Below are 24669 nucleotides of genomic sequence, written 5' to 3'. Positions count from 1 at the left end.
GTTAGAAACCAACGGCCACTTCGACGGTGAGCCTGTGGTCCGTCCCTCCCTCTCCGCGATGGACGGTAGCGCCATAGACGGCGCGGCCCACCGCCGTGGGAACCTTGTCCGGGAATGGAAAGAAGCCGCAGCCGACCGACCAGGTCCGGCGATCGTTCTGGGGCTGCCCGTCGAGACGGACCTCGTCCACGGCCACCAGGGGCTCCAGCATCGAGTGGGCGCGGTACGCCACCACCGCCGCATAGCCCCACTTGTCCAGCGCGCCGTCGGTGATCTGCTGGTGGGCGTAGGCGGCCTCCACGTCCACGGAGAGCGGGCCGCGCTGGAAGCTCGTGTCGACCCCGAGCTCGCTCAACTGCCGCGCGCCATTCACCGTATAGGCACCTGTATACGCGGAGGCACCGATGCTCAGCCCTTTGATGACTTCGACGGCGACACGCGCTCCGACCGACTTCGCGTTGTTGGTGTCCTCGACGAAGGTGGGCCCGAAGAAGGCCAGGGAGCCGCCCTCATCAATGCCGTCATCGTTCGGATTGGACGGATCGTTGAAATCGGGCTGGACGCGGCCGTTGGTGACGTAGAAGGCGTAGCTCAACACCCGGCCCGGCGCGTACTCCCATTCGCCGAAGAACTGGACGCCCACCTCATGCCAAGGACTGGGGATGAGTTCCTGGAAGAAGCCGGGCCGGTCGGGCAGCCGCGTGATGAAGTGCGGATAGGAGTACGTGTTGTACGTGCCGAACGGGATCAGGAAGATGCCGGTCCGCATCACGAGATGCTCGCGCAGGAGCCGGAAGTCGATCTGCGCGTAGCGGACATTCAACCACTGGAAGGCGGAGCCGAAGAACTGAAGCGGCTCGAGCTCGAGGAACACCTCCGGGACCACGACGTCGAGGATGTCCGCGCCAATGTAGAGGTGCGCATCCAGCAACTCGGAGCCATAGCGGGCGGGAGCATCACCCGCGAGCTTGTTGAACTGCAGGAGGTTGCTGGCGAGCACCCCGTGGATGTAGGGCGTAATGCCGTACCGACGGAGCCGGTAGCCGAAGGAGCCCACGGATGCCGGGGGCACCTCCTCTTGAAGAAAGTCCTCCAGGCTTCCGGTGGTAGTGGGCCCGTCCTTGCTGGGGGGGGCCTCCTCGGCCGCGGGCGAAGACTGCGTGGGAGCATCCTCGGCGGGTTGCTGGGCCATCGCAGGCAGCGCGGGGAGCGCCAGGATCCACACCAGCCATCCCCTGAGAACTCCGTGCCGCAAATGCGCCCATTGCCTACAGACCGGCTCCTCGCCGTTCGGTCCCATGCTGTTGAACTCCTGCCCGGTGTACGCGCTGTCGCGGCTTGGAAATAATATTTAATATCGCTGCGACAGTGTGACTCCTTGTCACTCGCAGTGGCCACCAAGCAGAGGCAATTGGCCTGTGACGAATGCGACGAAACTGTAACAAACCCAAATTATCAGTTTATGAGGAACTCATTGCCTCGAACCGGTTCCGGCCGACAATCTGAAGGTAGATGGCCACCCCGAACCCCACCGCACACAGCGCCGCCACGTAGTACGCAGGCGCCAGCGAAGTGGTTTTGACGAGGAGCGTCACGACGAGGGGCGTCAAGCCGCCAAAAATGGCGTAGGCGACGTTGTATGAGAACGAGAGCCCGGAGAAGCGCACGGCCGCCGGGAAGGCGTGGACCATCACCGTGGGCACCACGCCGACTACGCCCACGCACGCCCCGGTGAGCACATAGAGCGGGATGAGGTGCTCGGACGATTGCGCCAGGCCGCGATAGAGCAGAAACGTCGTCACCAGCAGCGCCACACAGCCCACGCCCAGCACCCGGCCCACGCCGAAGCGATCCGCGCACAGTCCGAAGACGATGCACCCGACGGTGAGGCTCAGGGTGGCCAGGCTGTTGGCCTCGAGCGCCCGCGCCGGGGCAATGCCGAACTGCTTCTGCATCAGCGTGGGCGTCATGAGGATCACCACCACGATGCCGGCGGTGAGCACCCACGTGAGCAGCATCGACACCGCGACCGAGACGCCATGGCCGCTCAGCACGGCCTTGAGTGGCAACTCCTGCACCAGGGCACGGCGCTGACGCATCTCCTCGAACACCGGCGTCTCGGCCAGCCAGCGGCGCAGGAACACGGCCAGGAAGCCGAACACGCCACCGACGAGGAAGGGCACTCGCCAGGCAAAAGCTTGCACCTGCTCGGGGCTGTAGATCTTGTTGATCGCCGTGGCCACCAACGAGCCCAACAGGATGCCCAGCGTGAGGCCCGCAGTGAGCGTGCCGCATGCGAAGCCGACGCGATGGTTCGGCACGTGCTCCGAGACGAAGACCCAGGCGCCGGGGACCTCTCCGCCCACCGCCGCGCCCTGCAGCATGCGCAACACCAGCAACGCCAGCGGCGCCGCGTAGCCCGCGGTGGCATAGGTGGGCAGCAGACCGATCAGCAGCGTGGGCACAGACATCAGGAGCACGCTCAGCGAGAACATGCGCTTGCGGCCCGTGCGGTCTCCATGGTGCGCCATGATGATGCCGCCCAGGGGGCGCGCCAGGTAGGCGACCGCGAACAGGCCGAAGGACTGCAATTGGCGCAGCCAGTCGGAGGTGTCCGGCGGGAAGAACAGCTGCCCGATCACCGTGGTGAAGAACACGAAGATGATGAAGTCGTAGAACTCCAGCGCACCACCCAGGGCAGCCAGGGCCAGCGTCCTGGCGTCCTGCAAGGTCAGCGGACGTTGCGCGCGCGGCTGCCCTGGCTCACGGATCGAGGGAGTCTCCATGGGAGGATGAGAGCCTGATCCCTCCCACCGGGCAAGGTTTTCAGGGGTGCACCGAGCGCCGGCTCACACCGAGAGCTCAGCGAGGATCTCCCGGTACGCGGCGCGCGCCTTGTCCAGCTCGCCCGGCTTGAAGCTCACCGCGGCGACGACCGGATGCCCTCCGCCGCCGTAGCGCCCGGCGATGGCCGCCAGGTCGTGCTTGCGCAACTCCGGCCGCCATGGGTTCGAGCCCAGCGACACCTTCGCCCGGTTCGGGCCCTGCCCCACCCACAGCGTGTAGCGCGCCTCGGGATACAGCGCGTAGGCGATGAACTTGTTCAGGCTGTCCACGCCCTCGTCCGCCAGATCGAAGAACACCACCCCGTTCTCGTACTTCGCCTTGGCGCGCACCTGCTCGATGTGGCGCTGGTGGCGCTCGAGCAGCGGCGCCAGCGGCTGGGCAATCAACGGCGAGGCTGCGAGCTGCGCCAGCGTCTCCGTCTGCATCCGCTGGATGAGCTGGGGGATGAGGTCCGGCGACTTGTTGGCCTCCAGCACCGTCATGATGCGCAGCGCCGGCTCCTCCAGCGCCACCGCCATCTGCGGGCTGGGGAACTGCGCTCCATCGATGATCTCCGCCCAGTGGATGAGGTCCGCCAGCGGCGAAGCATCCCACCCGAAGCGCTCCCGAGCCACGTCCGCCAGGTACTTCGTGCAGCTCTTGCGGTGGGGATCGTGAAACTTGCGGCCGCTCGAGTCTGCGCGGAAGTGCGCCTCGTCTCCCGGCTGCTGGAAGGCGGAGACATGGTGGTCGAACCACCACGTGAGCCGCCCGTCCTGGCTGTAGCGAAAGTCGACGATGGCGTTCTCATCGCCGGAAAACACCGCAGGGTCGATGCCCTCCGCCCCCGGCTTGTGGGTCAGCCCCCGGTAGGTGAAGGTCGCGTCCGGCTGGAACCGCTCCCGGTAGAAGCGCGTGAACACGGCCGCGCTGGCCGCTCCGTCGAAGCAGTTGTCGTGGAAGAGGACGTGGACGTTCATGGCGTTGAATGAAACGTTGAATCCTGGGCAGGCGGTTGAACGAAAAGTAGCAACGAAGTGAGGCACCGCTGCCACGGTGGACCGGCGGATGTGGAAATTTTCCCTCCCATTCTCGGTCCTGGGTCCAGTGTAAGTGTTTGAATTTTCACGAACCCAAGCAAACGAGCGCCTGGCCTGTTACTTGCTGAGTCACAGCAGATCCACCCGGTGAACAACCCATGAAGTTTGATGGGAGGAGCACCATGGCCATGCCAGGAACACCACGAAGAGGAGCGGCGGTTCGGAGCCAGGGACGGCGGGTGATGCCTGCGTTGCGGCGAGCCGTCCGGCGGGTGAGGCGCTCCCGGGCCACGAAGGCCTCTTCCCCTCCAGCGGAGCCGCTCACGCTGGGCGAGATCATCGCCGCGGCCTTCGACACGGCGGGCGGGGAGTTGCGCGAGGTCCTCAAGGTCGTCACCTCGCCTCAGCTATCCAAGGCGCTCGGGCGCCGCATCGTCGTGGTGCCCTGAGCCGGTCCGCGGCGGCCTCCGAGCGGCTACTCGGTGATGTCCGCGGCGTAGAAGGGCTTCGAGGTCGGCTCGCCCGCGAGCAGCTTGTGGAAGTCCTCGGCGTGGGCCGGGTTCACGAGGAACGTTCCCGCGGGAGTCTCCAGGCGCACAGGGTCGGCCGGCAGCGACTCGCCCGCCTGTGATGAGGTTTGCTCCACCACGAGCGCGTGTTGCGACGACGAGGTGGCACACCCCGCGAAGACCAGGAAGCCGAGCGCGACAGGGAGCTTCATCCGTGTCCTCCCAAAAGAAGTGCTCCGGCCACCGGAGCAAGGGGGGCTCTCCTACGTCGACTCGTGGCCGCGTGACAAGCCCCCCAACGGGGCAGAGACTCCCTGCTCTCCATGATCGACACCCACTGCCACCTCGATGCCTCGCGGTTCGATCCGGACCGGTCCGATGTCCTCACCCGTGCATGGGCGGCGGGCCTGCACGGCATCGTGATTCCCGCCGTCGGCCCCGACACCTGGGAGCCGTTGCTGGAGTTGCCCCGGCGCGACGCACGAGTGCAGGTGGGGCTCGGCATCCACCCCCAACTGCTGCCGGAGCTTCCCCCCGAGCAGGACGCGGAGCACCTGGAGCGGCTGGATGTGCTGCTGGCCCAGGGCGGAGCAGTGGCGGTGGGTGAGTGCGGACTGGATGGGCCCTCGCAAGAGGGGGCACCGCTGGAGCGGCAGGTGCGGGTGCTCCGAGGCCACATGGCGCTGGCGCGCAAGTACGGGTTGCCGGTGTTGATGCACTGTCACCGGCTGCACCCGGCGATGATCGAGTTCCTCAAGGAGGAGCCCTTCCCCGAGGCGGGCCTCCTCATGCACAGCTACAGCGGAGGCGTGGAGTTGGCGCGCTTCTACGTCCATAAGGGCTGCCACTTCTCCTTCGCGGGGCCGGTCACCTGGGCCGAGGCGCGCAAGCCGCTGGATGCCCTGCGAGCCATCCCCGCGGATCGTCTGATGGCGGAGACGGACTCACCGGATCAGGCGCCCACGCCATACCGGGGGCAGCGCTCCGAACCGGGCTATCTGCCCCACATCATTGAGGGAATGGCCCGGGTGCTGGGGGAGCCGGTGGAGGCGCTTGCCCAGCGGACGACCGCGAATGCCCGGCGCTTCTTCCGGGAAGCCTTTCCCCCACCTTCGCGGTAGGCAAGCGTCGCGTTATAGAGGGACACCATGGACACGCAGCAGCCCACCGCCTCCGCCCCCACCTCCCCTGCCTCGGCCCCGACTCCGGCGGCACCCACGGCACCGGACACCGGTGCGAATACGCTCGCCCGGCCCTTCAAACTGTCCCGGCGGTTCGACCGGACTGGCCGGCTGCTGGGAGACCCGGCGATGGAGCGGCTGGCGGCCGCCCGCGTCATCGTCTTCGGCGTGGGCGGAGTGGGCAGCTACGCGGTCGAGGGCCTGGTACGCAGCGGCGTAGGGAACCTCACGCTGGTGGACCATGACGACGTGTGCGTGACCAACACCAATCGCCAGCTCCACGCCACGGTGAAGGGAGTGGGCAAGTCCAAGGCGGAGCTGATGGTGCAGCGCTGCCGGGAGATCAACCCGGACGTGCGCGTGGAGGCGAAGCGCGAGTTCTACCGCGCGGAGCTGGCCGAGCAGTTGCTGCAACCGGGCCAGTACGATTTCGTGGTGGACGCCATCGACAACGTGAAGGCGAAGCTGCACCTGCTGCACCGCTGCGTGACGCTGGGAGTGCCTGTGGTCAGCTCGATGGGCGCGGCGGGCCGATTGGATCCGACGGCCATCCGGGTGGAGGACCTGTCCGAGACGCACATGGATCCGTTCGCCAAGGACATCCGCAAGCTACTCAAGCGCAAGCACGGGGTGGAGACGGATCGCCACACGGGCATCACGGCGGTGTACTCCATCGAGGCGCGCCGCCAGCCGGTGCCGCTGCGCTATGACGATGCCTCGGACGGATTCCTCTGCGTCTGCCCGCAGGACAACGAGTTCCACACCTGCGATCACCGCACGCAGATTGACGGCAGCGTGGTGTTCGTCACCTCGGCCTTCGGGATGAACGCCGCGGGCGTGGTGGTGCGTCGGCTCGCCTCAGCGCGCTGAAGCGCCTACGGGTTCGAATCCCGCCGCCTCCATCCCGAGAAGCCCAGCAAGAAGACTGGTCGCAACCTCAACCGGTCTCTCATTGCTCTATGCGCGGACTCACTCGTGTTGGCATGCGGTGCTCGTCGGACGGATGGCTCGGACCTCCAACCCATCTCGTGCCGGGCGCTACTCGGAGGTGACGGCAGGGTGCCGGCGAATCACCTCGAACTGGCCCGGGCTGAAGCCCTGGGCCGCTGTGGCCAATGGATTGAAGAACATGACGTTGTCGGCTCCTGTGTCGCTGAGATCGTCCTGGACGCCATCCATCTCGACGGAGTGATACAGGCCGAGGAAATGGCCCAATTCATGGGTGAGCAGTCGCGCCACGGTCGTTGCTGGCCAGTCGAGCCGGGCCCCAGGAGGGTCACAGTGCGCACCAGTCAAGAAGATGCCATCGAGCCCCTGCATCGGAGTGATGCCACCTGGAATGTGTGTGACGCGGCCCAGGGGTCGTTCCGTGCGATGTGATACCGGATCTTCCTCGAGCAGACATCCGGCGAAGATGACAGGTACCTCGCGGCTCAGGCTTGCTGGGCGTCCATTGGGGCAAGTGCTCAGCATTCCCAGGACGCGCTCCAGTTCTCGCACGTTCCCGGGTGTGAGAGACAGGGGCTCGAGCCCCGTGGAGAGACGGCGGGTTCGTGTCACTTCGATCCGAAGTCTTCCTGGACGGAGTGTCTGGTTCATGATCTGTACTGCCTGCTCCAGTGTGTCGTTGGCATCCTCACGGTCGAAAAAGACGGAGCCCGGGGTGAAGGCCAATGCCAGACGGATTACGCCCTCTTGCCCGGCCGCGGGAGGCTGGAGAGGCAAAGCTTGGAGGCGCAGGCTACTCGGCAGGCCCGCGGTGCCGGGAGCCACTGGCAGGAACGTTTCGCAGTCTCGCAGGGCTACGCGGATCTGGAGCCTTTCTGCCCTGGGCGGAGGCCGATCATTGCTGGGCAGGACGTAGAAGCCCGACCCGGCTCCCACCGAGACCCGCTGCGGGCAGCTCTGACAGAAGCTGCCCAGATCCATGCCAGAGGACGAAGGGGTGACCCACGGGAGACCCGCTGGATCCTTCACGGTGTCGAGCTGCACACAGGCCTCGCTACCAGGAGGCAGCACGATCCGAAGCGCCACTCCTGGTGCGCCACCGAGGGGAACCTCGGCCCACTCGGTGATGCCACTCTCAAGCACCCGGAGTTCGATGTCCTGCTCCACGTCCTGCTCCACGTCCTGCCTGCACTCCTCAGCTTCCAATGGAGTCTCGTCGGGAGCAGACGTGGAACTCCCGCATGCGAGCCATAGACAGCTCTGCACCACTAGCGTGAACCGGAGCAGGAAGGCTCGCATGGGGAGATCCTCGATGGCGTGAGTTCTCCGCATCAGCGGAGATCTTCGGGGCCGATGTACCTCCCGAGGAGGATCAGCAACTGCGGTTCCGTCTCGCGGTGGAAATGCATAGCCAGGGTTGCACGCGCTTGGGGAGAAGTCCGTGCGGCGGACCCCAGGAGCTGGATGAGGAGTTCGCGCGTCCGAGGGTTCGTCTCCTGAGCGAGCTGGGTCGTCGCCGTCGCGATGATGTACTCCGAGGCTGGAGCCCCTCCTGCCGCCTGGGAGACCTGCAGCATGGCATCGATGATGGACTGCCGGACCGTCCCGTCCTTCTCCTTCGCCAGCCAGTCCGCGAGGGCAGGGGTGGCGGTTTCTGGCTCCATCCGCCGATAGGCCAGCGCGGCTCGGGAGCGGACCACGGAGGAGTCATCTTGCTGGAAGCGAGCGAGTTCGCCGCTCAGTCCCTCGTCGCCGGTGTTGCCTACGGCATCCAGCGCGGAGGTGACTTCATTCATTCCGCGCGCCACAGCGAGCTCATCGCGGATCTCCGTGCGGGCGAGCTGCGCCAGTTCGGGCTGGGTAGCCTCTACCCTCCGGCTCAGTGCTCCCACGGCCCTCAGGGCCGTGCTGGCCACCTGCTCCTCCTCTGTGCCACCGGTCTGGCGCAATCGCCGGGCCGTGTCGATGAGTGCATCCACCGAGTCGCGCGAGGGCGTTTGCACATCCGGCAAGGCCACCGCCGCGCGCATGCGGTCCATCGTGCCCAGTGCGCGATCTTGCATGGCCGTGACCAGTGCTTTCTGGGCCTCGACCGTGCCTGCCATCTCCAGAGCGAGGAAGGCCAGGGCGTGCACGCGATCGGAGTGCTTGCCCGTCCGCAGCTCCGTCAGGAGCTGGGAAGCCATCTCCGGGTGGATGCGCAGGTACTGGGCCAGCACGTCAGCGATGTCGTGAGCCGGGCGATCCTGCTTCATGAGGAGCGAGGTGATCTCCTCAAGGACGTCCGCGAGCGACATGTCGCGCAGTCTCGGGTCAGGAGGAGGCGGCTCGTACTTCTGCTCGGCAACCGGGTTGGAGGAGACGAAGGCCGCGGGATCGAGGTTTGTGGGAAAGGGTCCTTCGGCCTCCACACGCTGGAGTTCGAGCTGCTGGCGGGTGCTCACCAGCATATTACCGGAGGCGGAGAGCGTGAGCTGCTCGGAGCCTTCCATCCGCTGAAGCCACCGTCCCTGCCGATCAAGGACCAGTTCGGACACGGAGCCCTCTACCGCGGCCTTGAATGCACCGGCGGCAGGGCTGGTGATGCGCGTATAGGGACCGCGAGTCTTGCTGAGCATCGGCTCCTCCTGCTCCGAGACCCCGGTCCTGCGGTACAGCACGGTGTACTGACCCAGCCCATCCTCGTGGCTCGCGGTCCAGAAGGAGGGAGTGGGGGGTGTGGGTAGCCGGAGTTCGAAGCTCTGCAGCAGCGACTGCATGCGAGCCTGGGCCCGCGGCGCGGTGGTGGGGCGGAACGCAAAACCGTGGAAGCCACAGTCCTGGCCCACGTGGAAGAGGAAGGGCTCCTCCAGCGAGCTGCGGTAGGCTGGGTCCGTGATGCTCGCATCGACCAGCTCAACGCTGCCCAGCGCGGCAGCGACGAGCCAGCTCCCCTTCCCATCTTCTCGAAGCACCCGCCACTTCATCCTCGCGCCGAGGACCTGATGGGTGTCGCCGCTCGACGAGCCCGCCTTCGTGTCCGCCACGGCCCGAACGCGGAACTCCAGTTGCTCCTCGGGAAGGAACCTGCAGGCCAGCTTCGTGGGCGCAGCCGCTCCCGAAGTCTGGCGTGAGGGCTCGAGCCCCAGGAACAACACCCCGGCCATCACCACCGCGAACCCGCCAGGCACCATCATCCAAAAGGTCCTCGTGCGCATGACTCGCTCCTTAGAGGCTCAGCGCCAAGGTCTGGTTGGTGTTGAGGAACGGGTAGTTCCACTGCAACCCTTGGAAGGAATAGAGCGGATCCGTGTAGGTGCTCGACCACGGGCCGCACGGATACTTGATGCCCCACCATCCGGAGCACCAGTTCACCGACGGATAGGTGAGCACCAGGTCGATCTCTCCGTTGAGCGTGCTGAGGTTGACGCCCCACGAGACGTTACCGGTGATGTTCATGCTCAGGGGCGACAGGCCCGTCAGTCCCCAGTCCAGCGTGGTGACCAGTGGCGCCTTGGCGTCGAGCAACGTGAGGCTGCCCTGCACCCCGATGGAGGCACCTGGCAGGCCCACCGACGCGCTGGCGGATGCCGCGAGATTGGCATACGGGCTGGCGGTGCCCTGCACGCGGCCTCCCTGCCCTGTCTGGCCCTGCACACCGGAGTTGCCGATGTTGAGCTCCGCCGTCAGGCCGATGGTGCCGCTGCCGCAGAACTGGAGCGAGACCGGGATGGCGACGACGATATAGGTGGAGTTCGCGCACAACTGCTTCATCGCGTTCCAGTCCTGGCTGTAGATGGGGTTGGGGATGTTCGCCTGCTTGTTGAAGCCATACAGGTTCACACCGAAGGCGTTGATGCTCCCCGACACGAAGCTGTTGTTGAGCGCCACATAGGCCACGGCCTGGGCTGAGCCCTGGAACAGCGGCGTCTGACCCAGCGCGCCTGCGTACTGCCCGCCGAGGTTGGCCGCACCACTGATCTGGGCCATGGCGCCCTGTTGAGGCTTGCCGCCAGCCTGCGGAATCTGGCTGCCGGTCAGATCGACGACGTTGATCGTGTTGAAGGAAGGGGTGAGCGAAAGGCTGCTGCCGCCGTAGGTCTGACTCCAGTTGTAGCTCCAAGCCTGGGTGCCCGCCTGCTGTGCGCTGCGGGCGGGAGCACGAACGAGCTGGATGGTCACGGCATGGCAGTCATTCAGCGTGCCCGTCTCGCCAGCGCTCTCGGCATTGCCCGACTGCGAGAAGGACGCATCCAGGCAGGCCCGGATGTCGAAGGTGTTCTGCTGGGCCCACGTGCCTTTCAACTTCTCCCACACGGCCGGAGTTGCGTGCAGGTGGTGGGAGACGTGCAGCGGCTCTTGGGGCGAGATGCGGCTCAGGTGGGAGACCGTCTCGTTCGTGTCGTCCTGGAAGAGCGGCTGCCAGTCATTGGTGTCGCCCTCATGGGGAGCGATGCTGTAGGTCAGCTGAATGCCCTCGCCTGGAATGACGCCGGTGCCATTGCGCTCCATTCCCTCCAGCATGACGCCGGTGTCCAGGGTCAGCAGCGGCTGCGAGTGCCCGTTCACTTCTTCCGGATAGGCGACAGCCACCCGAGACGAGGGCTTCAGCTCGGTGATCTCCATGTCGAGCCCCGGATTCTGCTTCAGCTCGATATCGTAGACGCACCCGGCCTCGCCGTTCGGCTTGTGGCACTGCTGATTCTGCGCGTTCTGAGCGTCTCGCGAGCTGAAGACCATCGCCTGCCCCGTGGAGTGGCCGGCATTTCCCTCCGTGGCGTAGGAGATGAAGAAGTTGTGGGTCTTGCCCTCCTGGCAGTCGGAGCCAACAGTGAAGTCCAGGTCGATGAACTGCTCCTGCTCATCCCCGGCCACGTAAAGGTGCGTGCCGGTCAGCAGGCAGTTGGAGAGGTTGGCGGGGAGTTCACCCTGGGCGGGAGGCGCCTCCATCAGCCCCAGGGAGATGGTGAAATGATCCCCCTTTCCCTTACCCGTGAAGCCCACCCGTGCCTTCATCGTGTGGTTCTCGTGCACCGGCCCTTCGTGAGGGACGCTGAGAGAGGTGATCGTCAGGCTCGTATCCTGAGACGCGGGAGCCTGCTCCGCGGGGATTGGCACGCACACGTCCTGCTGTTCCGTGGTGCCATCGCCGCAGCGCAGATCGTCTCCACCGCAGCCGGCGAGCAACGCGAGAGCACTCGTGCAGGCAGTGCTGATCCACAACGTGGATGAGATGAGTCGCTTCAAGAACATGACTGTCTCCAAGGGTCAGGGTTCAACCACCAGGCAGCCACAAACCACTGCTTCCTGGCTGACACCTTTCTGGCAGCAGAGGCGGTGACTGCGCTGTGAGGCGTGTCACCTCCCGGATGTGAAACGGCTCATTGCGATGCGAGCGTTACTCCTCGGGCAAGCCGCTGGCTTCTTTATAGATGGCCCACCCATTCTTCATGACGCCGACCTCTACCCACTCCGTAGATAGGATGGCAAGGGCACAACGCTTGCGGTAGGACGCCTGTGCGTTCGCTCCTGCTCTGCACACAAGCAGGCTCGCGGGCGCGGCCGTCAACTGCGCCCCCCACCCTTGGCGGAATGCTGCCGGTCACCCGTTTCGAGCCCTTCGGGCGTTTGGTGCTAGTGCTCGATGAGGGGTTCGACGATCTCGGCGATGAGCTCGCGGGCGAGGCCGAGGTCTGATGAAGAGACCGGCGGTGTGTCTGGGGGCAAGGGAATCGCGGGAGGAAGCGGGTCGACGGCGAAGAGCGCGCGGAGGAAGCGAGGGACGAGGATGCGGCCGAGGAGGGCGTTCGCGGCGTCGTTCGCTGTGCGCGGCGTGAGGCGGAAGGTGCCCCGGAGGAAGACGGCGATGCGCTCGGCGACGCTCTGGAAAGCTACTTCAAAGTACTCGGCGGCGCCGTCGGGGAAACGCGAGGCGACGCCGATGCTCATGCGCGACATCTGGATGGCGGGACCGTGCAGGGCGGATTGCATGAAGCGCGCGAGGAACTGGGCGAGCGCTTCGAGCGGCGGGCCGGGGTAATCGGCGGGCGTCTTGACGCGCTCGAGCGAGACGCCCCGGACGTATTCAACGATGGCGAGGTAGAGGGCCTCCTTGCTGGCGAAGTAGGCGTAGAGCGTGCGCTTGGAGGTTTGCGCGCGGGCGGCAACCTGGTCCATGGAGGCGCGCTCGAAGCCGAGCTCGAGGAAGACCTCCTTGGCGGCGTAGAGGATGTGGGTTCGCAGTTCTTCGCCACGTCGGGCCATGGAACGTACTTTCGCGCGATGAGCGGGCGGCTTGCAAAAGTAAACGGTACGGTTTAGTTTACTTCCTGGAGTGGCCGGGAGCGGCTGGACGGAATCGCGAAAGGAACAGGACGATGCGTGTATTCGTGACGGGAGCAACGGGCTTTATCGGTTCGCATACGGTGCCGGAGTTGCTGAAGGCCGGGCACACGGTGCTGGGGATGTCGCGCTCGGATGAGGGCGCGAAGGCGCTGGCGGCAGCGGGAGCGCAGGTGCATCGCGGCGACATCTATGACCTCGACAGCATTCGCAAGGGCGCGGAGCAGGCGGAGGCGGTGATCCACCTGGCGTTCAATCATGACTTCTCGAAGTTCGCGGAGAACGCGGAGACGGACCGCAAGGTGATCACGACCATGGGCGAGGTGCTGAAAGGCTCGAAGCGCCCGATGTTGATCACGAGCGGGACGGGCGTGATTGGGGTCTCGAAGCCGGGGCATGTGTCGACCGAGGAGGACCGGCATCCTGGGAGCAAGGCGATGGCCCGCGCGGCGAGTGAAGAAGCCGCCGATGCGCTGGCTGAGCAGGGTGTTCGTGTGGGGGTCGTGCGGTTGCCTCAGGTGCACAACACGCAGAACAAGGCTGGGCTTGTCGGGCCGCTGGTGACGCTGGCAAAGAAGGCCGGTGTGGCCGTGTATGTAGGCGATGGCTCGGCGCGGTGGGCTGCGGCACACGTGAGCGATGTGGCACTGCTGTACCGGCTGGCGATCGAGCAGTGCGAGGCCGGGGCTCGCTACAACGCCGTGGGCGAAGAAGGCGTGAGCATGAAGGCGATCGTGGAGACGGCCGCCAAGGGGCTGGGCCTGCCAGTGAAGTCCATCACGAAGGACGAAGCCGCGACGTACCTTGGGCCGTTTGCCATGTTCGCCACCCATGACATGCCGGCGTCGAGCGCGAAGACACAGCAGCGGCTGGGATGGACACCAAAGGGGCCGAAGCTGATCGAGGACATGCAGCAGTGGGATTATTCGCAGTTCTAGCCGCCCCTCTGTCGACCGCCTCGCTTGCTGTGACGGTTTCGCTGGGAGGCCTTGGAGGAGCGCGTGCGGCCTCCAATGCCTTGCAGGAACGGACTCACTTCGCGTGCGCTCTCGAGTAGCGCTCGCACGATTGGCGCGTCGGCGTCCTCCATGCGCCAGGTGACGAACTCACTCAGGTTGATGTGGAGGTCCTCGACGGGCCGCCACATCAACGAGGCTTGCGATGCGGGTTCCCAGAACTTCTCTGAAAGGAAGGTAATCGCGTCGCCGATAACCACCAGCGCCAGGAGTGCCTCCAGGTCGAGCACCTCCGCCGTCACGTGCAGCGTCGCACCCTGTGCGCGCGCCGCCATGATGATGTCCGCGTGGAGCCGCGGATAGAGCTGACGAGGCTGGAGTAGCACGCGCTCGCTCTCGAGGTCTCGAAGCCGGATCTTCTCAAGACGTGCGAGCCGATGCTCGGGAGAGAGAAGCACCCCGAGCCGGTCACGGCTCATCTCCAGGTGGCCCAAGGCGTCGTCACTGGGCGCGTAGGCACCGTAGCCGAAGGTAATCGTCCCCTGCCTCAGCGCCGCCCACTGCTCAAGGCTGCTCATGGGCATGAGTTGCAGACCGACGCGGGGGGTCCGCCTGCGGAACGCCGCGACGAGGGACAGGAGCGCCCCCATGAAGGTCGTCCCCGTCTCGAAGCCAATGACGACTGTGCCGAGCCTCCCTTCGGCGACCCCCTTGGCCTCGTCGACGGCCGCATCGACACTGGCCAGGATGCTCCGGGCTCTCTCCGCGAACGTCTTTCCGGCGGAGGTGAGTTTGATGCCACGCCCCTCGGGCTCGAAGAGGTCGACGCCCATCTCCTCCTCGAGGTCCTGCATCTGCCGGCTCAGCGGCGACTGTGAGACGTGGAGCCGTCCGGCCGCGCGTCGGAAGCTTTGCTCCTCGGCGATGGCCACGAAGTAGCGCAGATGTCGGAGTTCCATGGGGTCGACCGTTGCTCTACAGGCATCATACTCGTTCAATCAATGTCTTGGACGGCTCTCTTCCGGAGGCGTACCTAACGTCCCATGAGCTCCACGACTCCAAGGTTCCCTCGCGTGCTGGTGTCCGGCGCCAGCGTTTCCGGTCTCACCATCGCCTACTGGCTGACGCGCTACAGCTTCGACGTCACCGTCGTCGAACGAGCGCCACACCTGCGTCCGGGTGGGCAGGCGCTCGACGTGCGTGGGCCGGCGCTCACGGTCGCGGAGCGTATGGGCATCCTCGCCAGGCTCCGCGAGCACAGCACCAGGCTGACGGGGTTCTCGATGGTCGACGCCGACGGCAAGGAGACCCACCGGAGCGAGGAGCGCACCCTCACGGGCGGGCGTTTCGAGAGCGCCGATGTCGAGATCATGCGCGACGACCTCTGCCGCGTGCTGCACGCGGCCGTGGGCAACCGGGTGGAGTATCTCTTCGGCGATTCGGTCGCGTCGCTCACGCAGAACTCATCAGGGGTCGACGTCACGTTCGAGCGCGCAGCTTCTCGTCGCTTCGAGCTCGTCGTAGGCGCTGACGGCTTGCACTCGCGGGTGCGGAAGCTCGCGTTCGGCCCCGAGCAGCAATTCCTCCGCCGTCTCGGCAATTCGTACGTCGCGGTCTTCGGCATGCCGAACTTCCTCGGTCTCGAGCGCTGGGAGGTCATGTACCAGGACGAGGGAAGCGATGTCGGCGCGATGGTCATGGCTCTGCGCAAGGATGCCAACGCGCGAGCGTATGTCGGCTTCACGGCCGCCGAGCCCATCGAGTACGACCACCGTGATATCGCGGCTCAGAAGCGCCTCATGGCCGCGCGCCTCTCGAGCGGAGGGTGGGTGCTGCCACAGATCGTCGAGCACATGATGACGGCGCCCGACTTCCACTTCGATTCAATCAGCCAGATCCGCATGAATGGGTGGTCGCGCGGACGCGTCGTGCTCGTCGGCGACGCGGGATATAGCGTTGCGTTGGCATCGGGACAGGGCACGTCGGTCGCGATGGTAGGCGCATACGTTCTCGCCGGTGAACTCGCCAGGCACAAGGGTGACCTGGCGAATGGCATCGCCTCGTATGAAAGCGAACTGCGCGACTACGTCATTCGCAACCAGGACATCGCGGTCAAGCAACACGAGCAGAACGCCGGTCTGCAAGCGTCGGCTGCCGGCGAGCCGACGGACGAAGGAGAGAACTCCGCTGCGGATGACCTCCCTGACTTTGGTGCACTGACGCTGCCGTTCGAGCTCAAGGACTACGAGGGGCTGGTGAGGCAGTCATGAGTTCCTCAAGCCCCGATTCGCCCGAAGCCGAGGTGCAGCATGTCGAGGAAGTTGGCGCACACTTCCGCCTGCATGCCGAGCGGCAGACACGCGACATGGCCCTGGGCCGCAAGAATCTGCGCCAAGCACAGCTGCTTCCGCGGAGCTCAGGGCCACGTGTTGACGCAAGGCGACAAGGACCAACCAACGAAGGTACTTGCGCACATGGCAGGTACACCCCTTCGTGGTTTATGTCAGAATCCTCCTGGTCGGATTGAAGCCATCCCTCTACTATCGTCAGCTTCTGGAGCATCAGGAGGAGTTTGATCATGAATTGTCTATGGAATGAGCAGTCCATGAAGTGGATGACCGCTGCACTACTCTTGACAGGGGGCACAGTCTTCACTGGAGGCTGCGGAAGCACTGATCAAACCGTTGGTGACCCGTTGGGAGTGAGCAGCGATGGCACTCTTGCGACCGAGACTTCCTCTCTTTCAATTTGCGGAAATGGCGTCATCGAGCCGGGCGAGACTTGCATGTCGTGCGCGGCGGATGTCGGAAGTTGTTTGCCGATTAACGCGAATAGTTTCGAGTCGGCGTCAGACTTCTCGAGCTGGACGATATGGAATAACTGCGCTACTGACAGTTCGTGGTATGTCCAGCGCTTCTATACCCTCAATGACAATCCTGCCCCGGGTGGAGGGGCATGGGCGTTGCGAATCCATACCACGGGGATACCTGCAGGTTGCGTGAACCCAGGCGTCTATGCACTCAGCCCCTTTATCCTGCCTGGCCCGACTAATTTGGCTGGGAAAACCGTCTTCGTGCAGAATCAGAGCCGCAATGGATCGGGCGCTGGTACCGTTTCCATCCACTTTTATAACACTTACGATCAGGAGCTAGGTGCGGGCTTCGCTAGCTGGAACAGTGATGCATGGCTGTTCAATGCAGACCCCATTCTGAGCGCCGTCGCACCCGCCTATACGGTCAAGCTCCGTATCCGGTACGGGATGAATTCCGCGAATGGATATGCAGACATGGATTTGTTGCGTGTGACCGTCAGCCCTTGAGGTTTGGGAGGGCCGAGGCATGGGTAACCCTACGGCTCCCGGGCGATGATGACGTGCGTCGCCGCGTCGGTGGCAACCCGCTCGGTGACGCGATAGCCGAGCGCGGGTAGATCCAATCCTTCGAACAGACTTTCGCCGCTCCCGAGAAGGATCGGCGCGTTCGCCAGGTGTAGTTCGTCGAGGAGTCGCGCCCGCAGATATTGCCGGATCGTCGCAACTCCACCGCCAATCCGCACATCCTTGCCGCCGCTCGCCTCACGCGCCTGAGCGAGCGCCGCCTCGATCCCTTCGGTGACGAAGTGGAAGGTGGTGCCGCCCTTCATCACGAGCGGTCGGCGCGAATGGTGAGTCAGCACAAAAACCGGCACGTGATAGGGCGGCTCATCGCCCCACCACCCCTTCCACTCCTCGTCCGGCCATGCTCCGCGCACGGGTCCAAACATGTTGCGGCCGAGAATCCACGCGCCGACATTCTTCATGCTGCGCACTGCGAACTGGTCGTCCAGTCCCGTAGTCCCTCCGCTCTGGCCTTGCATCTCACGGAAGGTCCGCGTCGGAAAAAACCAGTTGTGAAGCGCCTCTCCGCCGCGGCCGAGCGGATTGTCGAGGTCCTGCCCCGGCCCCGCACCGTAACCGTCGAGAGAAAGTGAAAACGCCCCGACTCGAATCTTCGACATCTTCTCCTCCTGATCTGCTTGCGTTTTGCAATCAACGAAGCGAGGGCGGAAGCAGGTCCATCCGAGGGTGGATCTCCCTGGCTACTTCGCGATGCCCGAACAGGATAAAGCGCATCGCGGCGTCGAATCCGCTCATCTCGAAAAAGCCAAGCCACAGCTCATCCAACGCCCACCACGTCCCATCCTCGGACACAAAGAGGGTCGCCGCTGCACCAAGTGCAACCGGGCACACGGTGTCCGAGAAGATTTTCTTCACATAGGGAACTTCTTCCGCCGCCACCCACAACGCATCCGGAAGCTCACCAAACTTCAAGATACGCGGTTCGAACCCTTGCAAGGTCAAGCCGCCCAAGGTCCCCAGGAGGGCCTCGGCGAGCGCATGAACACGATAGCCGGCACCCTCCAGCTTCGCCTTGATGGCGTCCATGGGAACGGTCCGTCCCGGAAACCACCCTGCCGCGTGCAGGCGAGCCACAACATGCTTGTCCAGTGGACTCATCCACTGCGGCAGTGATGCCTCGCCCTCAGGGTTCATCGTGTCCAACCTCCCGCTCCCTTGCGGATAGAGCCATCTTACGCCAGCCCGGTGCCATCAGGGACCGCTCCATATACCCCAACTCGGGCGCTCTTCTGCTAGGGTCATGACCCAGGAGGTTTTGCTTCCTTGGCACTACCCACGACGTGGTCACTTCTCGCGCTCTGCTTGCTGGCGAGCACCGCCACTGCCCAGCTCCAGCCCTCCATCCGGCAGCGCCAGGATCGTCGCGCAGCGCTGCCTGCTACACCCTCCGAACCCATCCCCGAGGTGTACGTGGCCTCGGGCAACACCACCCTGGTGGCGTTCAACGGCCCGTTGGACCGAGACAGCCTCATCTTGGACCGGACGCGCTTCAGGTGGGTGGACGTCGGTGACCACACCCTCATCCTGGAGCCCATCACGGACCTGAGCCCGAGCGAGCGGCTCATCCTCCAAGTGGGCTTCAAGGACAAAGCCCTGCCCTCCAAGGCCGTCCTCGCCGTCCTCTCCAAGGTGGACGTCATGGACGCGAAGGTGGAGGTGGATCGGCGGGCCAACACCCCCGAGGCCCTGCTCGCGGCCCTCACGCAGAAGGAGACGCGCCTCCAAGGCCTGGAAGGCACCGCTCGAGTTCCCTCCTGGAGCCCCGGCGCCCGCGACCCAGGACGAACTCGAGGAGCGCCGCCTCCACCAGCAGGAGACGGAGCGCAGGGCCCAGGAAGCCCGCAAGCAGAAGGCGGAGGAACTCTCCCTGAGAGAGCAGTTGGAGCAGTTCTCCAGTGCCTTCCAGCAGATGGAGACGGAGCTGCGCGACCTGGATGAGAAAGCTGCTCGCCGCACGGAGAGATGGCGGAGAATCGGCCTGGGCCTCGGGCTGTTGCTGCTGAGCCTGGGCCTCTTCGCTGCCGGGTGGGAGTGGCTCGCTCCCGGCTCGACTTCCTCCGCTTTCGAGAAAGGACTTTCGCTCGTGTCCACCCTCCGCAACTCATGGCCTGTCAGGACCGCTGCTGCCTGGCTGTGCACCACCTTCGGCGCCGGCTGTGCCGCGCCCCAACTGCGGCCCATCCCCGAGGATTGCCCACCCGAAGCCCTTCGGCTCATGGAGGAGAGGAACATCTTCGGAGTCAAGTATGGCGAGTACCTTGGCCGCGTCGACGTTGACCTGGACATCAACCAGCCCCTCATTGCCGGCGGCGACACGATCGGCACCTACCACGAAGGAAAGATTGTCAGCCGGGTGCGAACCCGCTCGGTCCCCAACGACGCTGTGCCTGGCGGTACCCTCCTGTACGGGCACCTGTGGACGGAAGGCCTCACGATCGACGGTCAAGACGCCATCTACAGCCGCTACACCGAGATGCTCTTGCCGGACGGACACCGCATCCCGGTGTGCTACGTCCTGGGGACTGACGGATACATCGTCAAGGAGCCGAATTCCAAGCCCGGCGAGGCGCGTCTGCACCGGAAGCAGCCCGCTCTGCCTATCCGCCGCTGGCCATAGGACATCACTCTGAATCAGTCTTCAGCCAGCCCTTGATCGAAACCGCTCCGCGGAAAGCGCGGTACACCGATGTCCGAGAGGAGTGCTTGACACATTAGCATTCGCTAATATGATGTCCACGCATGTCACGGAGCGCGAGCGACGAAAGCGTCTTTCAAGCGATCGCTTGCCCCACACGGCGAGCACTCCTCGATGCGCTCGCGCTCGGCGAGAGCAACGTCTCCACGCTCATGGCCTCACTCGACGTCACGCAGTCCGCCGTGAGCCAGCAGCTCGCGGTCTTGAAGAGGAGCGGACTCGTCGAGGAGCGCGCCGAGGGGCGCTTTCGTTACTACCGCCTCCGCGCCACGCCCCTCGCCGAGGTCGACGCATGGCTCGGCCGCTATCGCGCCTATATCGAGCGGCAGCTCGACGCCCTCGGCCAGGTGCTCGATGCCATGCCCGACGATCCCCAGGCTCCGGTTCCCCCTCCCTCAACAAAACGACGCTCCCCATGACCGCCCTTACCGCCCCCAAAGCCCCCACCGCCGTTCGAGGAACTTCGATGAGCGACATCCGCATCGTCCGCGACTATCCGCACCCACCCGCGAAGGTCTGGCGTGCGTTGACCGATCCCGCGCTGATGGCGCTCTGGTCCATGCGACCCGAAGGCTTCGCGCCGGTAGTCGGCACGCGCTTCAAGCTCGTCGCGAAACCGCAGCCAGGTTGGCGTGGGTATGTTGAATGCGAGGTGCTCGAAGCCAGGGAGCAGTCGGTGCTGCGCTACTCATGGATCGGCGACGACAACGGAAAGCCGACCTACGTCACGTACACACTCGATCCGCACGCGGGCGGCACGCGGCTCCGGTTCGAGCACACGGGCTTCACGGGTATCGGCGGCTTCATCCTCGCGAAGATGATGATGGGCCCGGGGTGGAAGAAGATGCTCGGGACGACGATCCCTACCGTGCTCGCGGACGTCGACGACGAGGGCAAGCTCCGGCCGGGGAGCACGCTCAAACCCAAGTACTCCCCATCCGGGCCTCTTCCGTGAACCTTCCGAAGTCTCCTGCCGTTCCCACCCGCGCGAGACGACGGCTCAGCGAACTGCATCCCCTGCTGTACACGCTGGCCGTCTCCCTCAAGCGCACGCGGCGCCACATCGAGGGGTATCTGGGGGGTGAGCGCTGGTGCTCCCAGTACGATGCGACACCCCTTCCCTTTCGGGTCAAACGGCACTCGTCACGGCTGCTGAAGCAGTTGGGCCAGAGCGAGATGTGGCTCCAGCACAACAAGGTGAGGAACCTGGCCATCGCCATTCCGCGGCTGACGGACGTGCTCCTCCGCCCGGGCGAGACGTTCTCCTTCTGCCGCCTGGTGGGCCGCCCGACGCGGCGAAAGGGATACGTCGAGGGCATGGAGCTGTCCCAAGGCCGGGTGCGTCCCGGCGTGGGCGGAGGGCTCTGCCAGCTCTCCAACATGATCCACTGGCTGGCGCTGCACAGCCCGCTGACGGTCACCGAGCGGAGCAATCACAGCTTCGATCCCTTTCCGGACCAGAACCGCTCCATCCCCTTCGGGTCGGGAGCGGCGATCTTCTACAACTACGTGGACCTCCGGCTGCGCAATGACACGGCCACTACACTCCAGTTCCGCTTCTGGCTGACGGATCGCGAACTCTGGGGAGAACTGCGGAGCAATGCCGAGCTCGAGCACACCTATACCGTGTTCGAGCGCCACCACCGGTTCGAGCAGCGCGGCGGGGACTGGTATCGGCACAACGAGCTCTGGCGGCGAGTCATGCTCCGCCGAGGTGGCGCCCTGGTCCGCGAGGAGTTCATCAAGGAGAACCACGCGCGCGTTCTCTACACCCCACCCGCTGAAGGCACGCGGGAGCCTCCGCTCTGATGCCAGCGCAGGGCCCCGCCACTCGAATCCCTGGAGGTCGTGCGCTCAGGGCGTGTAGAGCTCCGCCGAGGAGAGGACGGGTCCTTTGTATCCACCCAAGACGAGCACTTGGCCGTTGTTCAGCAGCGTTGCCGTATGCTCGGAACGAGCCGAGGCCATGGGGGCAGCAGCGCTCCAGGTGCCTGAAGCCGGGTCGTACAACTCCGCCGACGCAAGGAAGTTGCCGCTAGCATATCCCCCCGTGACGAGCACCTTGCCGTTGCTCAGCAGTGTCGCCGTGTGGCCTCCGCGAACCGAAGCCATGGAAGCAGTCGCGCTCCAGGTGTTCGAGGCTGGGTCGTACAACTCCGCCACCGCAGTGGAGACGCTCCCTTGCCCGTTGATGAGTCCCCCTGCGAAGAGCACCTTGCCGTTGGTCAGCAGCGTCGCCGTGTGGTCATAGCGACTTGTGGGCATGGAGGCGGCAGGGCTCCAGGTGCTCGTAGCCGGGTCGTACAACTCCATCGCGACGGGGGTTGTCCATCCCATCCCCGAGAAGAGCACCTTGCCGTCGTTCAGCAGCGTCGCCGTGTGGTAACCGCGAGCCGAGGTCAGGGAAACAGTCGTGCTCCAGGTGCCAGGAGCCGGGTCATACAACCATGCATCAGCGTGGTACCCCGCGTTGTAGCCCCCCGTGACGAGCACCTTGCCGTTGTTCAGCAGCGTCGCCGTGTGGTCTTCGCGAGGTGAGGGGATGGAGGCGGCAGTGCTCCAGGTGCCCGAGACTGGATCGTACAAAGCCGCCGACGCCGAGAAGGTGCCACCGTCGAATCCCCCGGTGACGAGCACCTTTCCTGAGGGAAGCAGGGTGGCGGTATGGCCCCTGCGAGCCTGGGGCATGGGGTTGGTAGCGCTCCAGGTAGGCGCGCACTCAGGCAAGCCGGAGAGGGAGAAAGCCTGGGAGGCCGACAGGCCAAAGGCATTGGTGACGGCAGCCGTGACGATGGGGGTGGCCGCCGACGAAGCGCAGGCGGGCGCCGTCCAGACAACCTGGCTGGTGGTGGCGGTGTTCTGCGCCGGAGCCAGCGATCCGGTATTGGCAGTCCAGGCAAACGTCAGGGAGCTGGACTGCGGATCCATCGCGGTGACGTCGAAAGTGACGGCCTGTCCCGGAGCGACCGCGCTGGCCGATGGGCTGTAGTGGGTGAAGACGGGAGGGAAACGATTGATGGAAGAGGAGGCGATGCAAAAGCTGAGAGAGCCGGTGGTCTGCCCACCGCGGCCGTCCTCGACGGTGACGGTGAGCTGACAATTGTTACAGGCTCCGGCCGGAACGGCGGAAGGGACGAAGGACGCAGCGCTGGAAGTGGCGTGGGTCCAGGTGCCCGGGCAGTTGGCGGCCCATTGGTAGGAAAGGGAATCGCCATCCGCATCGGAGGCGGTAGCGGAGACGGTGGTGGACTGTCCGGCGTCCAGGGGGTTGAGAGAAGTGGAGATCCTGGAGACCACGGGAAAGAGGTTGAAGGAGATGCTCACATCGGCGTTGCCGGTGGAGACACCCGAAACAACGTTGACAACGAGGGAGACGGCGGCGGCCGCGCCCTGAGAATCCGTGACGATGAGGGTGAGAGTCTGGACGCCGATAGAGGCAGGTGGCGTCCACGAGGTGGTAGCGGCAGAGGGAGCCGAGAAGGAGCCCCCAGAGGCGGTCCACGCCAGGGTGAGGGTATCACCCGCGTTGGGATCATGAACCGAGGCGCTCAGGGAGAGAGAGGAACCTGTTTGGACAGAGGTGGACGAGGCCACGAGGGAGTCGATGACAGGAGCATCATTGGAGAAGGGAGGAGGCGGAGCAATCTCCTGGAGGGTGATGGCAACGGCAATGGTCTGGTTGGCGGTGATGGTGACACCGGAACTCTGTCCCTGGAAGCGCTTGGTGTTGGAGGAGTCGAAGGCCTCAGCGAGGAAGGAACGGTCCAAGCCTGCGGGGATGTTGCTGATGAGGTCACCCCAGATGCCATTGGACTTCGCGAGTTCGACAACGATGGGAGGCATCTCCGAGGAGGAGACGGTCACCTTGACGCGGGAGATGTCACTGGCGGAGAGGGCCCGCTGGGCGGAGACAGCAAACTGAACGGAGCCAGTGGGCTGAGAGGGTTGAGAGGTGCAGGCTGCGAAGCAGAGCAGCAGGGCGGCGAGGGAGCAGAAACGCTGGTGCATGGGCGAGACTTGTTCTTGAGGGTGGAGGTAGCGTTGGAGGGGCTTGAGCTGAGCCCGGGCTACATCGCGTTCAGGGGCAAGATGAGGTGAGTCGGCAAGTCGCGCAAATTCACTGACGTGGGGTCGACTCCAGAGACCCTACCCTGGAGGACGAGGCGTCCGCCTTGACCTCGAAGTTAGACTGCCGCATGGCCATGCGGCACCGCATCTACCTCATCCCCGGATTCTTCGGTTTCACCCAGATGGGTGACGAGGAACAGGAACGAATCGCCTATTTCCAGCACGTCCCCGCTTGGATCCAGCAACGATTCAACGCCCGAAACCTCGACGCACAGGTCATCTGCGTGGGCTCCTCCCCCACCTCGGGGCTCCTGGCGCGTGCGCGCACCGTGCTCGAGGAGATGGCGAAAACGGAGACGGAGGACGGCGCGGAACTCCACCTCGTCGGGCACTCCACGGGCGGGCTGGACGCAAGGTGCATCGTTTCACCGCGAATGGCGGCGGAGACTCCGGCCTTCGTGAAGCGCGTGCGATCCGTGGTGACGATCTCCACCCCACATCACGGCACGCCGATGGCGACCACCTTCTCCCAGGGCGGCGTGGGCAAGGCGCTGCTCCGCTACCTGTGGCTCTTCACGTACCTGGCGCTGCACAGCAAGGCCATGCCCCTAAGAGCGCCTAACAAAAGTAAGGTTTGAAAGGGAGGGTAGCCGGAGAACCTGGCCATGAGCACCTGAGCCTCATGGCTCAGGACCTCGTACCGGATGCGCTCTGGGAGCGGATCGCTC

Annotated in this window: 24 protein-coding genes; 12 read left to right on the top strand and 12 right to left on the bottom strand. The window is 65.0% G+C overall.

What is annotated here, in order from left to right; all coding sequences use genetic code 11:
* Nucleotide 1 precedes the first annotated feature (1 nt).
* The 3 genes from KY501_RS51765 to KY501_RS51755 all read right to left on the bottom strand — a co-directional run bounded on the left by KY501_RS51765 (nt 2) and on the right by KY501_RS51755 (nt 3806).
* Nucleotides 2-1225, bottom strand: a complete 1224-nt coding sequence (locus tag KY501_RS51765) for a hypothetical protein (RefSeq protein WP_224373007.1) — start codon at nt 1223-1225, stop codon at nt 2-4.
* 235 nt (nt 1226-1460) lie between these two features.
* A complete protein-coding gene (locus tag KY501_RS51760; RefSeq protein ID WP_224373006.1) occupies nt 1461-2786 on the bottom strand; it encodes an MFS transporter in 1326 nt (441 codons plus the stop codon).
* A 63-nt stretch (nt 2787-2849) separates the two neighbouring features.
* On the bottom strand, nt 2850-3806 hold the full coding sequence (locus tag KY501_RS51755; protein WP_224373005.1) for a DHH family phosphoesterase: 957 nt from the start codon (nt 3804-3806) through the stop codon (nt 2850-2852).
* Nucleotides 3807-4108: 302 nt separating this feature from the next.
* On the opposite strand from KY501_RS51755, the gene KY501_RS51750 reads away from it, so the two are divergent.
* Nucleotides 4109-4315 carry a hypothetical protein gene (locus tag KY501_RS51750; protein WP_224373004.1) on the top strand — a complete coding sequence of 69 codons (207 nt, stop codon included), beginning with the start codon at nt 4109-4111 and terminating at the stop codon, nt 4313-4315.
* A gap of 26 nt (nt 4316-4341) precedes the next feature.
* On the opposite strand, the gene KY501_RS51745 is transcribed toward KY501_RS51750, so the two are convergent.
* A complete protein-coding gene (locus tag KY501_RS51745; RefSeq protein ID WP_224373003.1) occupies nt 4342-4587 on the bottom strand; it encodes a hypothetical protein in 246 nt (81 codons plus the stop codon).
* Between the two features lie 111 nt (nt 4588-4698).
* Between KY501_RS51745 and KY501_RS51740 the strand changes: the two genes are divergently transcribed.
* Both KY501_RS51740 and KY501_RS51735 read left to right on the top strand, forming a co-directional pair.
* Nucleotides 4699-5496, top strand: a complete 798-nt coding sequence (locus tag KY501_RS51740; RefSeq protein ID WP_224373002.1) for a TatD family hydrolase — start codon at nt 4699-4701, stop codon at nt 5494-5496.
* 27 nt (nt 5497-5523) lie between these two features.
* Nucleotides 5524-6426, top strand: a complete 903-nt coding sequence (locus tag KY501_RS51735; RefSeq protein ID WP_224373001.1) for a tRNA threonylcarbamoyladenosine dehydratase — start codon at nt 5524-5526, stop codon at nt 6424-6426.
* A gap of 168 nt (nt 6427-6594) precedes the next feature.
* Here KY501_RS51735 and KY501_RS51730 read toward each other — a convergent pair whose 3' ends face one another.
* The 4 genes from KY501_RS51730 to KY501_RS51715 all read right to left on the bottom strand — a co-directional run bounded on the left by KY501_RS51730 (nt 6595) and on the right by KY501_RS51715 (nt 12747).
* The gene (locus KY501_RS51730; protein ID WP_224373000.1) at nt 6595-7836 is read right to left on the bottom strand and encodes a M43 family zinc metalloprotease; all 1242 of its coding nucleotides are present in this window, start codon (nt 7834-7836) and stop codon (nt 6595-6597) included.
* Nucleotides 7836-9701 carry a hypothetical protein gene (locus tag KY501_RS51725; RefSeq protein ID WP_224372999.1) on the bottom strand — a complete coding sequence of 622 codons (1866 nt, stop codon included), beginning with the start codon at nt 9699-9701 and terminating at the stop codon, nt 7836-7838. The genes KY501_RS51730 and KY501_RS51725 overlap by 1 nt, the downstream gene beginning before the upstream one ends.
* Nucleotides 9702-9711: 10 nt before the next feature.
* A complete protein-coding gene (locus KY501_RS51720; RefSeq protein WP_224372998.1) occupies nt 9712-11736 on the bottom strand; it encodes a hypothetical protein in 2025 nt (674 codons plus the stop codon).
* Between the two features lie 381 nt (nt 11737-12117).
* A complete protein-coding gene (locus KY501_RS51715; protein ID WP_224372997.1) occupies nt 12118-12747 on the bottom strand; it encodes a TetR/AcrR family transcriptional regulator in 630 nt (209 codons plus the stop codon).
* Nucleotides 12748-12860: 113 nt separating this feature from the next.
* Between KY501_RS51715 and KY501_RS51710 the strand changes: the two genes are divergently transcribed.
* On the top strand, nt 12861-13763 hold the full coding sequence (locus KY501_RS51710) for an SDR family oxidoreductase (protein WP_224372996.1): 903 nt from the start codon (nt 12861-12863) through the stop codon (nt 13761-13763).
* On the opposite strand, the gene KY501_RS51705 is transcribed toward KY501_RS51710, so the two are convergent.
* Nucleotides 13760-14740, bottom strand: a complete 981-nt coding sequence (locus KY501_RS51705; protein WP_224372995.1) for a LysR family transcriptional regulator — start codon at nt 14738-14740, stop codon at nt 13760-13762. The two genes, KY501_RS51710 and KY501_RS51705, sit on opposite strands and share 4 nt — an antisense overlap.
* 114 nt (nt 14741-14854) lie before the next feature.
* On the opposite strand from KY501_RS51705, the gene KY501_RS51700 reads away from it, so the two are divergent.
* Together KY501_RS51700 and KY501_RS51695 are read left to right on the top strand one after the other, a co-directional pair.
* Entirely contained in the window at nt 14855-16051 is a 1197-nt protein-coding gene (locus tag KY501_RS51700; RefSeq protein ID WP_224372994.1) for an FAD-dependent monooxygenase, read from the top strand.
* Between the two features lie 335 nt (nt 16052-16386).
* Nucleotides 16387-17100 carry a hypothetical protein gene (locus KY501_RS51695; protein ID WP_224372993.1) on the top strand — a complete coding sequence of 238 codons (714 nt, stop codon included), beginning with the start codon at nt 16387-16389 and terminating at the stop codon, nt 17098-17100.
* Between the two features lie 29 nt (nt 17101-17129).
* Here the strand turns inward: KY501_RS51695 and KY501_RS51690 are convergent, their stop codons facing one another.
* Both KY501_RS51690 and KY501_RS51685 read right to left on the bottom strand, forming a co-directional pair.
* On the bottom strand, nt 17130-17777 hold the full coding sequence (locus KY501_RS51690) for a dihydrofolate reductase family protein (protein ID WP_224372992.1): 648 nt from the start codon (nt 17775-17777) through the stop codon (nt 17130-17132).
* Nucleotides 17778-17808: 31 nt separating this feature from the next.
* The gene (locus KY501_RS51685; protein WP_224373020.1) at nt 17809-18312 is read right to left on the bottom strand and encodes an SUKH-3 domain-containing protein; all 504 of its coding nucleotides are present in this window, start codon (nt 18310-18312) and stop codon (nt 17809-17811) included.
* Nucleotides 18313-18441: 129 nt separating this feature from the next.
* On the opposite strand from KY501_RS51685, the gene KY501_RS51680 reads away from it, so the two are divergent.
* The 5 genes from KY501_RS51680 to KY501_RS51660 all read left to right on the top strand — a co-directional run bounded on the left by KY501_RS51680 (nt 18442) and on the right by KY501_RS51660 (nt 21682).
* Complete coding sequence (locus KY501_RS51680) at nt 18442-19116, top strand: DUF2381 family protein (RefSeq protein WP_224372991.1); 675 nt, start codon at nt 18442-18444, stop codon at nt 19114-19116.
* Entirely contained in the window at nt 19058-19795 is a 738-nt protein-coding gene (locus KY501_RS51675) for a hypothetical protein (protein ID WP_224372990.1), read from the top strand. Before KY501_RS51680 ends, KY501_RS51675 begins: the two co-directional genes overlap by 59 nt.
* Before the next feature lie 122 nt (nt 19796-19917).
* Nucleotides 19918-20292, top strand: a complete 375-nt coding sequence (locus tag KY501_RS51670) for an ArsR/SmtB family transcription factor (protein WP_224372989.1) — start codon at nt 19918-19920, stop codon at nt 20290-20292.
* A 47-nt stretch (nt 20293-20339) separates the two neighbouring features.
* A complete protein-coding gene (locus tag KY501_RS51665) occupies nt 20340-20828 on the top strand; it encodes an SRPBCC family protein (protein WP_224372988.1) in 489 nt (162 codons plus the stop codon).
* Nucleotides 20825-21682 (top strand): VanW family protein, encoded by an 858-nt coding sequence (locus KY501_RS51660; protein WP_224372987.1) that lies wholly within the window; start codon nt 20825-20827, stop codon nt 21680-21682. The genes KY501_RS51665 and KY501_RS51660 overlap by 4 nt, the downstream gene beginning before the upstream one ends.
* Nucleotides 21683-21727: 45 nt before the next feature.
* On the opposite strand, the gene KY501_RS51655 is transcribed toward KY501_RS51660, so the two are convergent.
* Nucleotides 21728-23881, bottom strand: a complete 2154-nt coding sequence (locus KY501_RS51655) for a Kelch repeat-containing protein (RefSeq protein ID WP_224372986.1) — start codon at nt 23879-23881, stop codon at nt 21728-21730.
* A gap of 164 nt (nt 23882-24045) precedes the next feature.
* Between KY501_RS51655 and KY501_RS51650 the strand changes: the two genes are divergently transcribed.
* Nucleotides 24046-24579, top strand: coding sequence for an esterase/lipase family protein (locus tag KY501_RS51650; protein WP_224372985.1), 534 nt, complete (start codon nt 24046-24048; stop codon nt 24577-24579).
* Nucleotides 24580-24669: the final 90 nt, after the last annotated feature.

The sequence above is a fragment of the Hyalangium versicolor genome, assembly GCF_020103695.1.
Classification (GTDB): domain Bacteria; phylum Myxococcota; class Myxococcia; order Myxococcales; family Myxococcaceae; genus Hyalangium; species Hyalangium versicolor.
The sequence above is the reverse complement of the archived record's forward strand: the minus strand, read 5'-3'. Positions and strand labels throughout refer to the sequence as shown.

Coding starts and splice junctions, on each gene's coding strand:
- KY501_RS51760 (WP_224373006.1), bottom strand. CDS start 2,786: ATGGAGACTCCCTCGATCCGTGAGCCAGGGCAGCCGCGCGCGCAACGT.
- KY501_RS51755 (WP_224373005.1), bottom strand. CDS start 3,806: ATGAACGTCCACGTCCTCTTCCACGACAACTGCTTCGACGGAGCGGCC.
- KY501_RS51750 (WP_224373004.1), top strand. CDS start 4,109: ATGCCTGCGTTGCGGCGAGCCGTCCGGCGGGTGAGGCGCTCCCGGGCC.
- KY501_RS51745 (WP_224373003.1), bottom strand. CDS start 4,587: ATGAAGCTCCCTGTCGCGCTCGGCTTCCTGGTCTTCGCGGGGTGTGCC.
- KY501_RS51740 (WP_224373002.1), top strand. CDS start 4,699: ATGATCGACACCCACTGCCACCTCGATGCCTCGCGGTTCGATCCGGAC.
- KY501_RS51735 (WP_224373001.1), top strand. CDS start 5,524: ATGGACACGCAGCAGCCCACCGCCTCCGCCCCCACCTCCCCTGCCTCG.
- KY501_RS51730 (WP_224373000.1), bottom strand. CDS start 7,836: ATGCGGAGAACTCACGCCATCGAGGATCTCCCCATGCGAGCCTTCCTG.
- KY501_RS51725 (WP_224372999.1), bottom strand. CDS start 9,701: ATGCGCACGAGGACCTTTTGGATGATGGTGCCTGGCGGGTTCGCGGTG.
- KY501_RS51720 (WP_224372998.1), bottom strand. CDS start 11,736: ATGTTCTTGAAGCGACTCATCTCATCCACGTTGTGGATCAGCACTGCC.
- KY501_RS51715 (WP_224372997.1), bottom strand. CDS start 12,747: ATGGCCCGACGTGGCGAAGAACTGCGAACCCACATCCTCTACGCCGCC.
- KY501_RS51710 (WP_224372996.1), top strand. CDS start 12,861: ATGCGTGTATTCGTGACGGGAGCAACGGGCTTTATCGGTTCGCATACG.
- KY501_RS51705 (WP_224372995.1), bottom strand. CDS start 14,740: ATGGAACTCCGACATCTGCGCTACTTCGTGGCCATCGCCGAGGAGCAA.
- KY501_RS51695 (WP_224372993.1), top strand. CDS start 16,387: ATGAAGTGGATGACCGCTGCACTACTCTTGACAGGGGGCACAGTCTTC.
- KY501_RS51690 (WP_224372992.1), bottom strand. CDS start 17,777: ATGTCGAAGATTCGAGTCGGGGCGTTTTCACTTTCTCTCGACGGTTAC.
- KY501_RS51685 (WP_224373020.1), bottom strand. CDS start 18,312: ATGAACCCTGAGGGCGAGGCATCACTGCCGCAGTGGATGAGTCCACTG.
- KY501_RS51670 (WP_224372989.1), top strand. CDS start 19,918: ATGTCACGGAGCGCGAGCGACGAAAGCGTCTTTCAAGCGATCGCTTGC.
- KY501_RS51665 (WP_224372988.1), top strand. CDS start 20,340: ATGAGCGACATCCGCATCGTCCGCGACTATCCGCACCCACCCGCGAAG.
- KY501_RS51655 (WP_224372986.1), bottom strand. CDS start 23,881: ATGCACCAGCGTTTCTGCTCCCTCGCCGCCCTGCTGCTCTGCTTCGCA.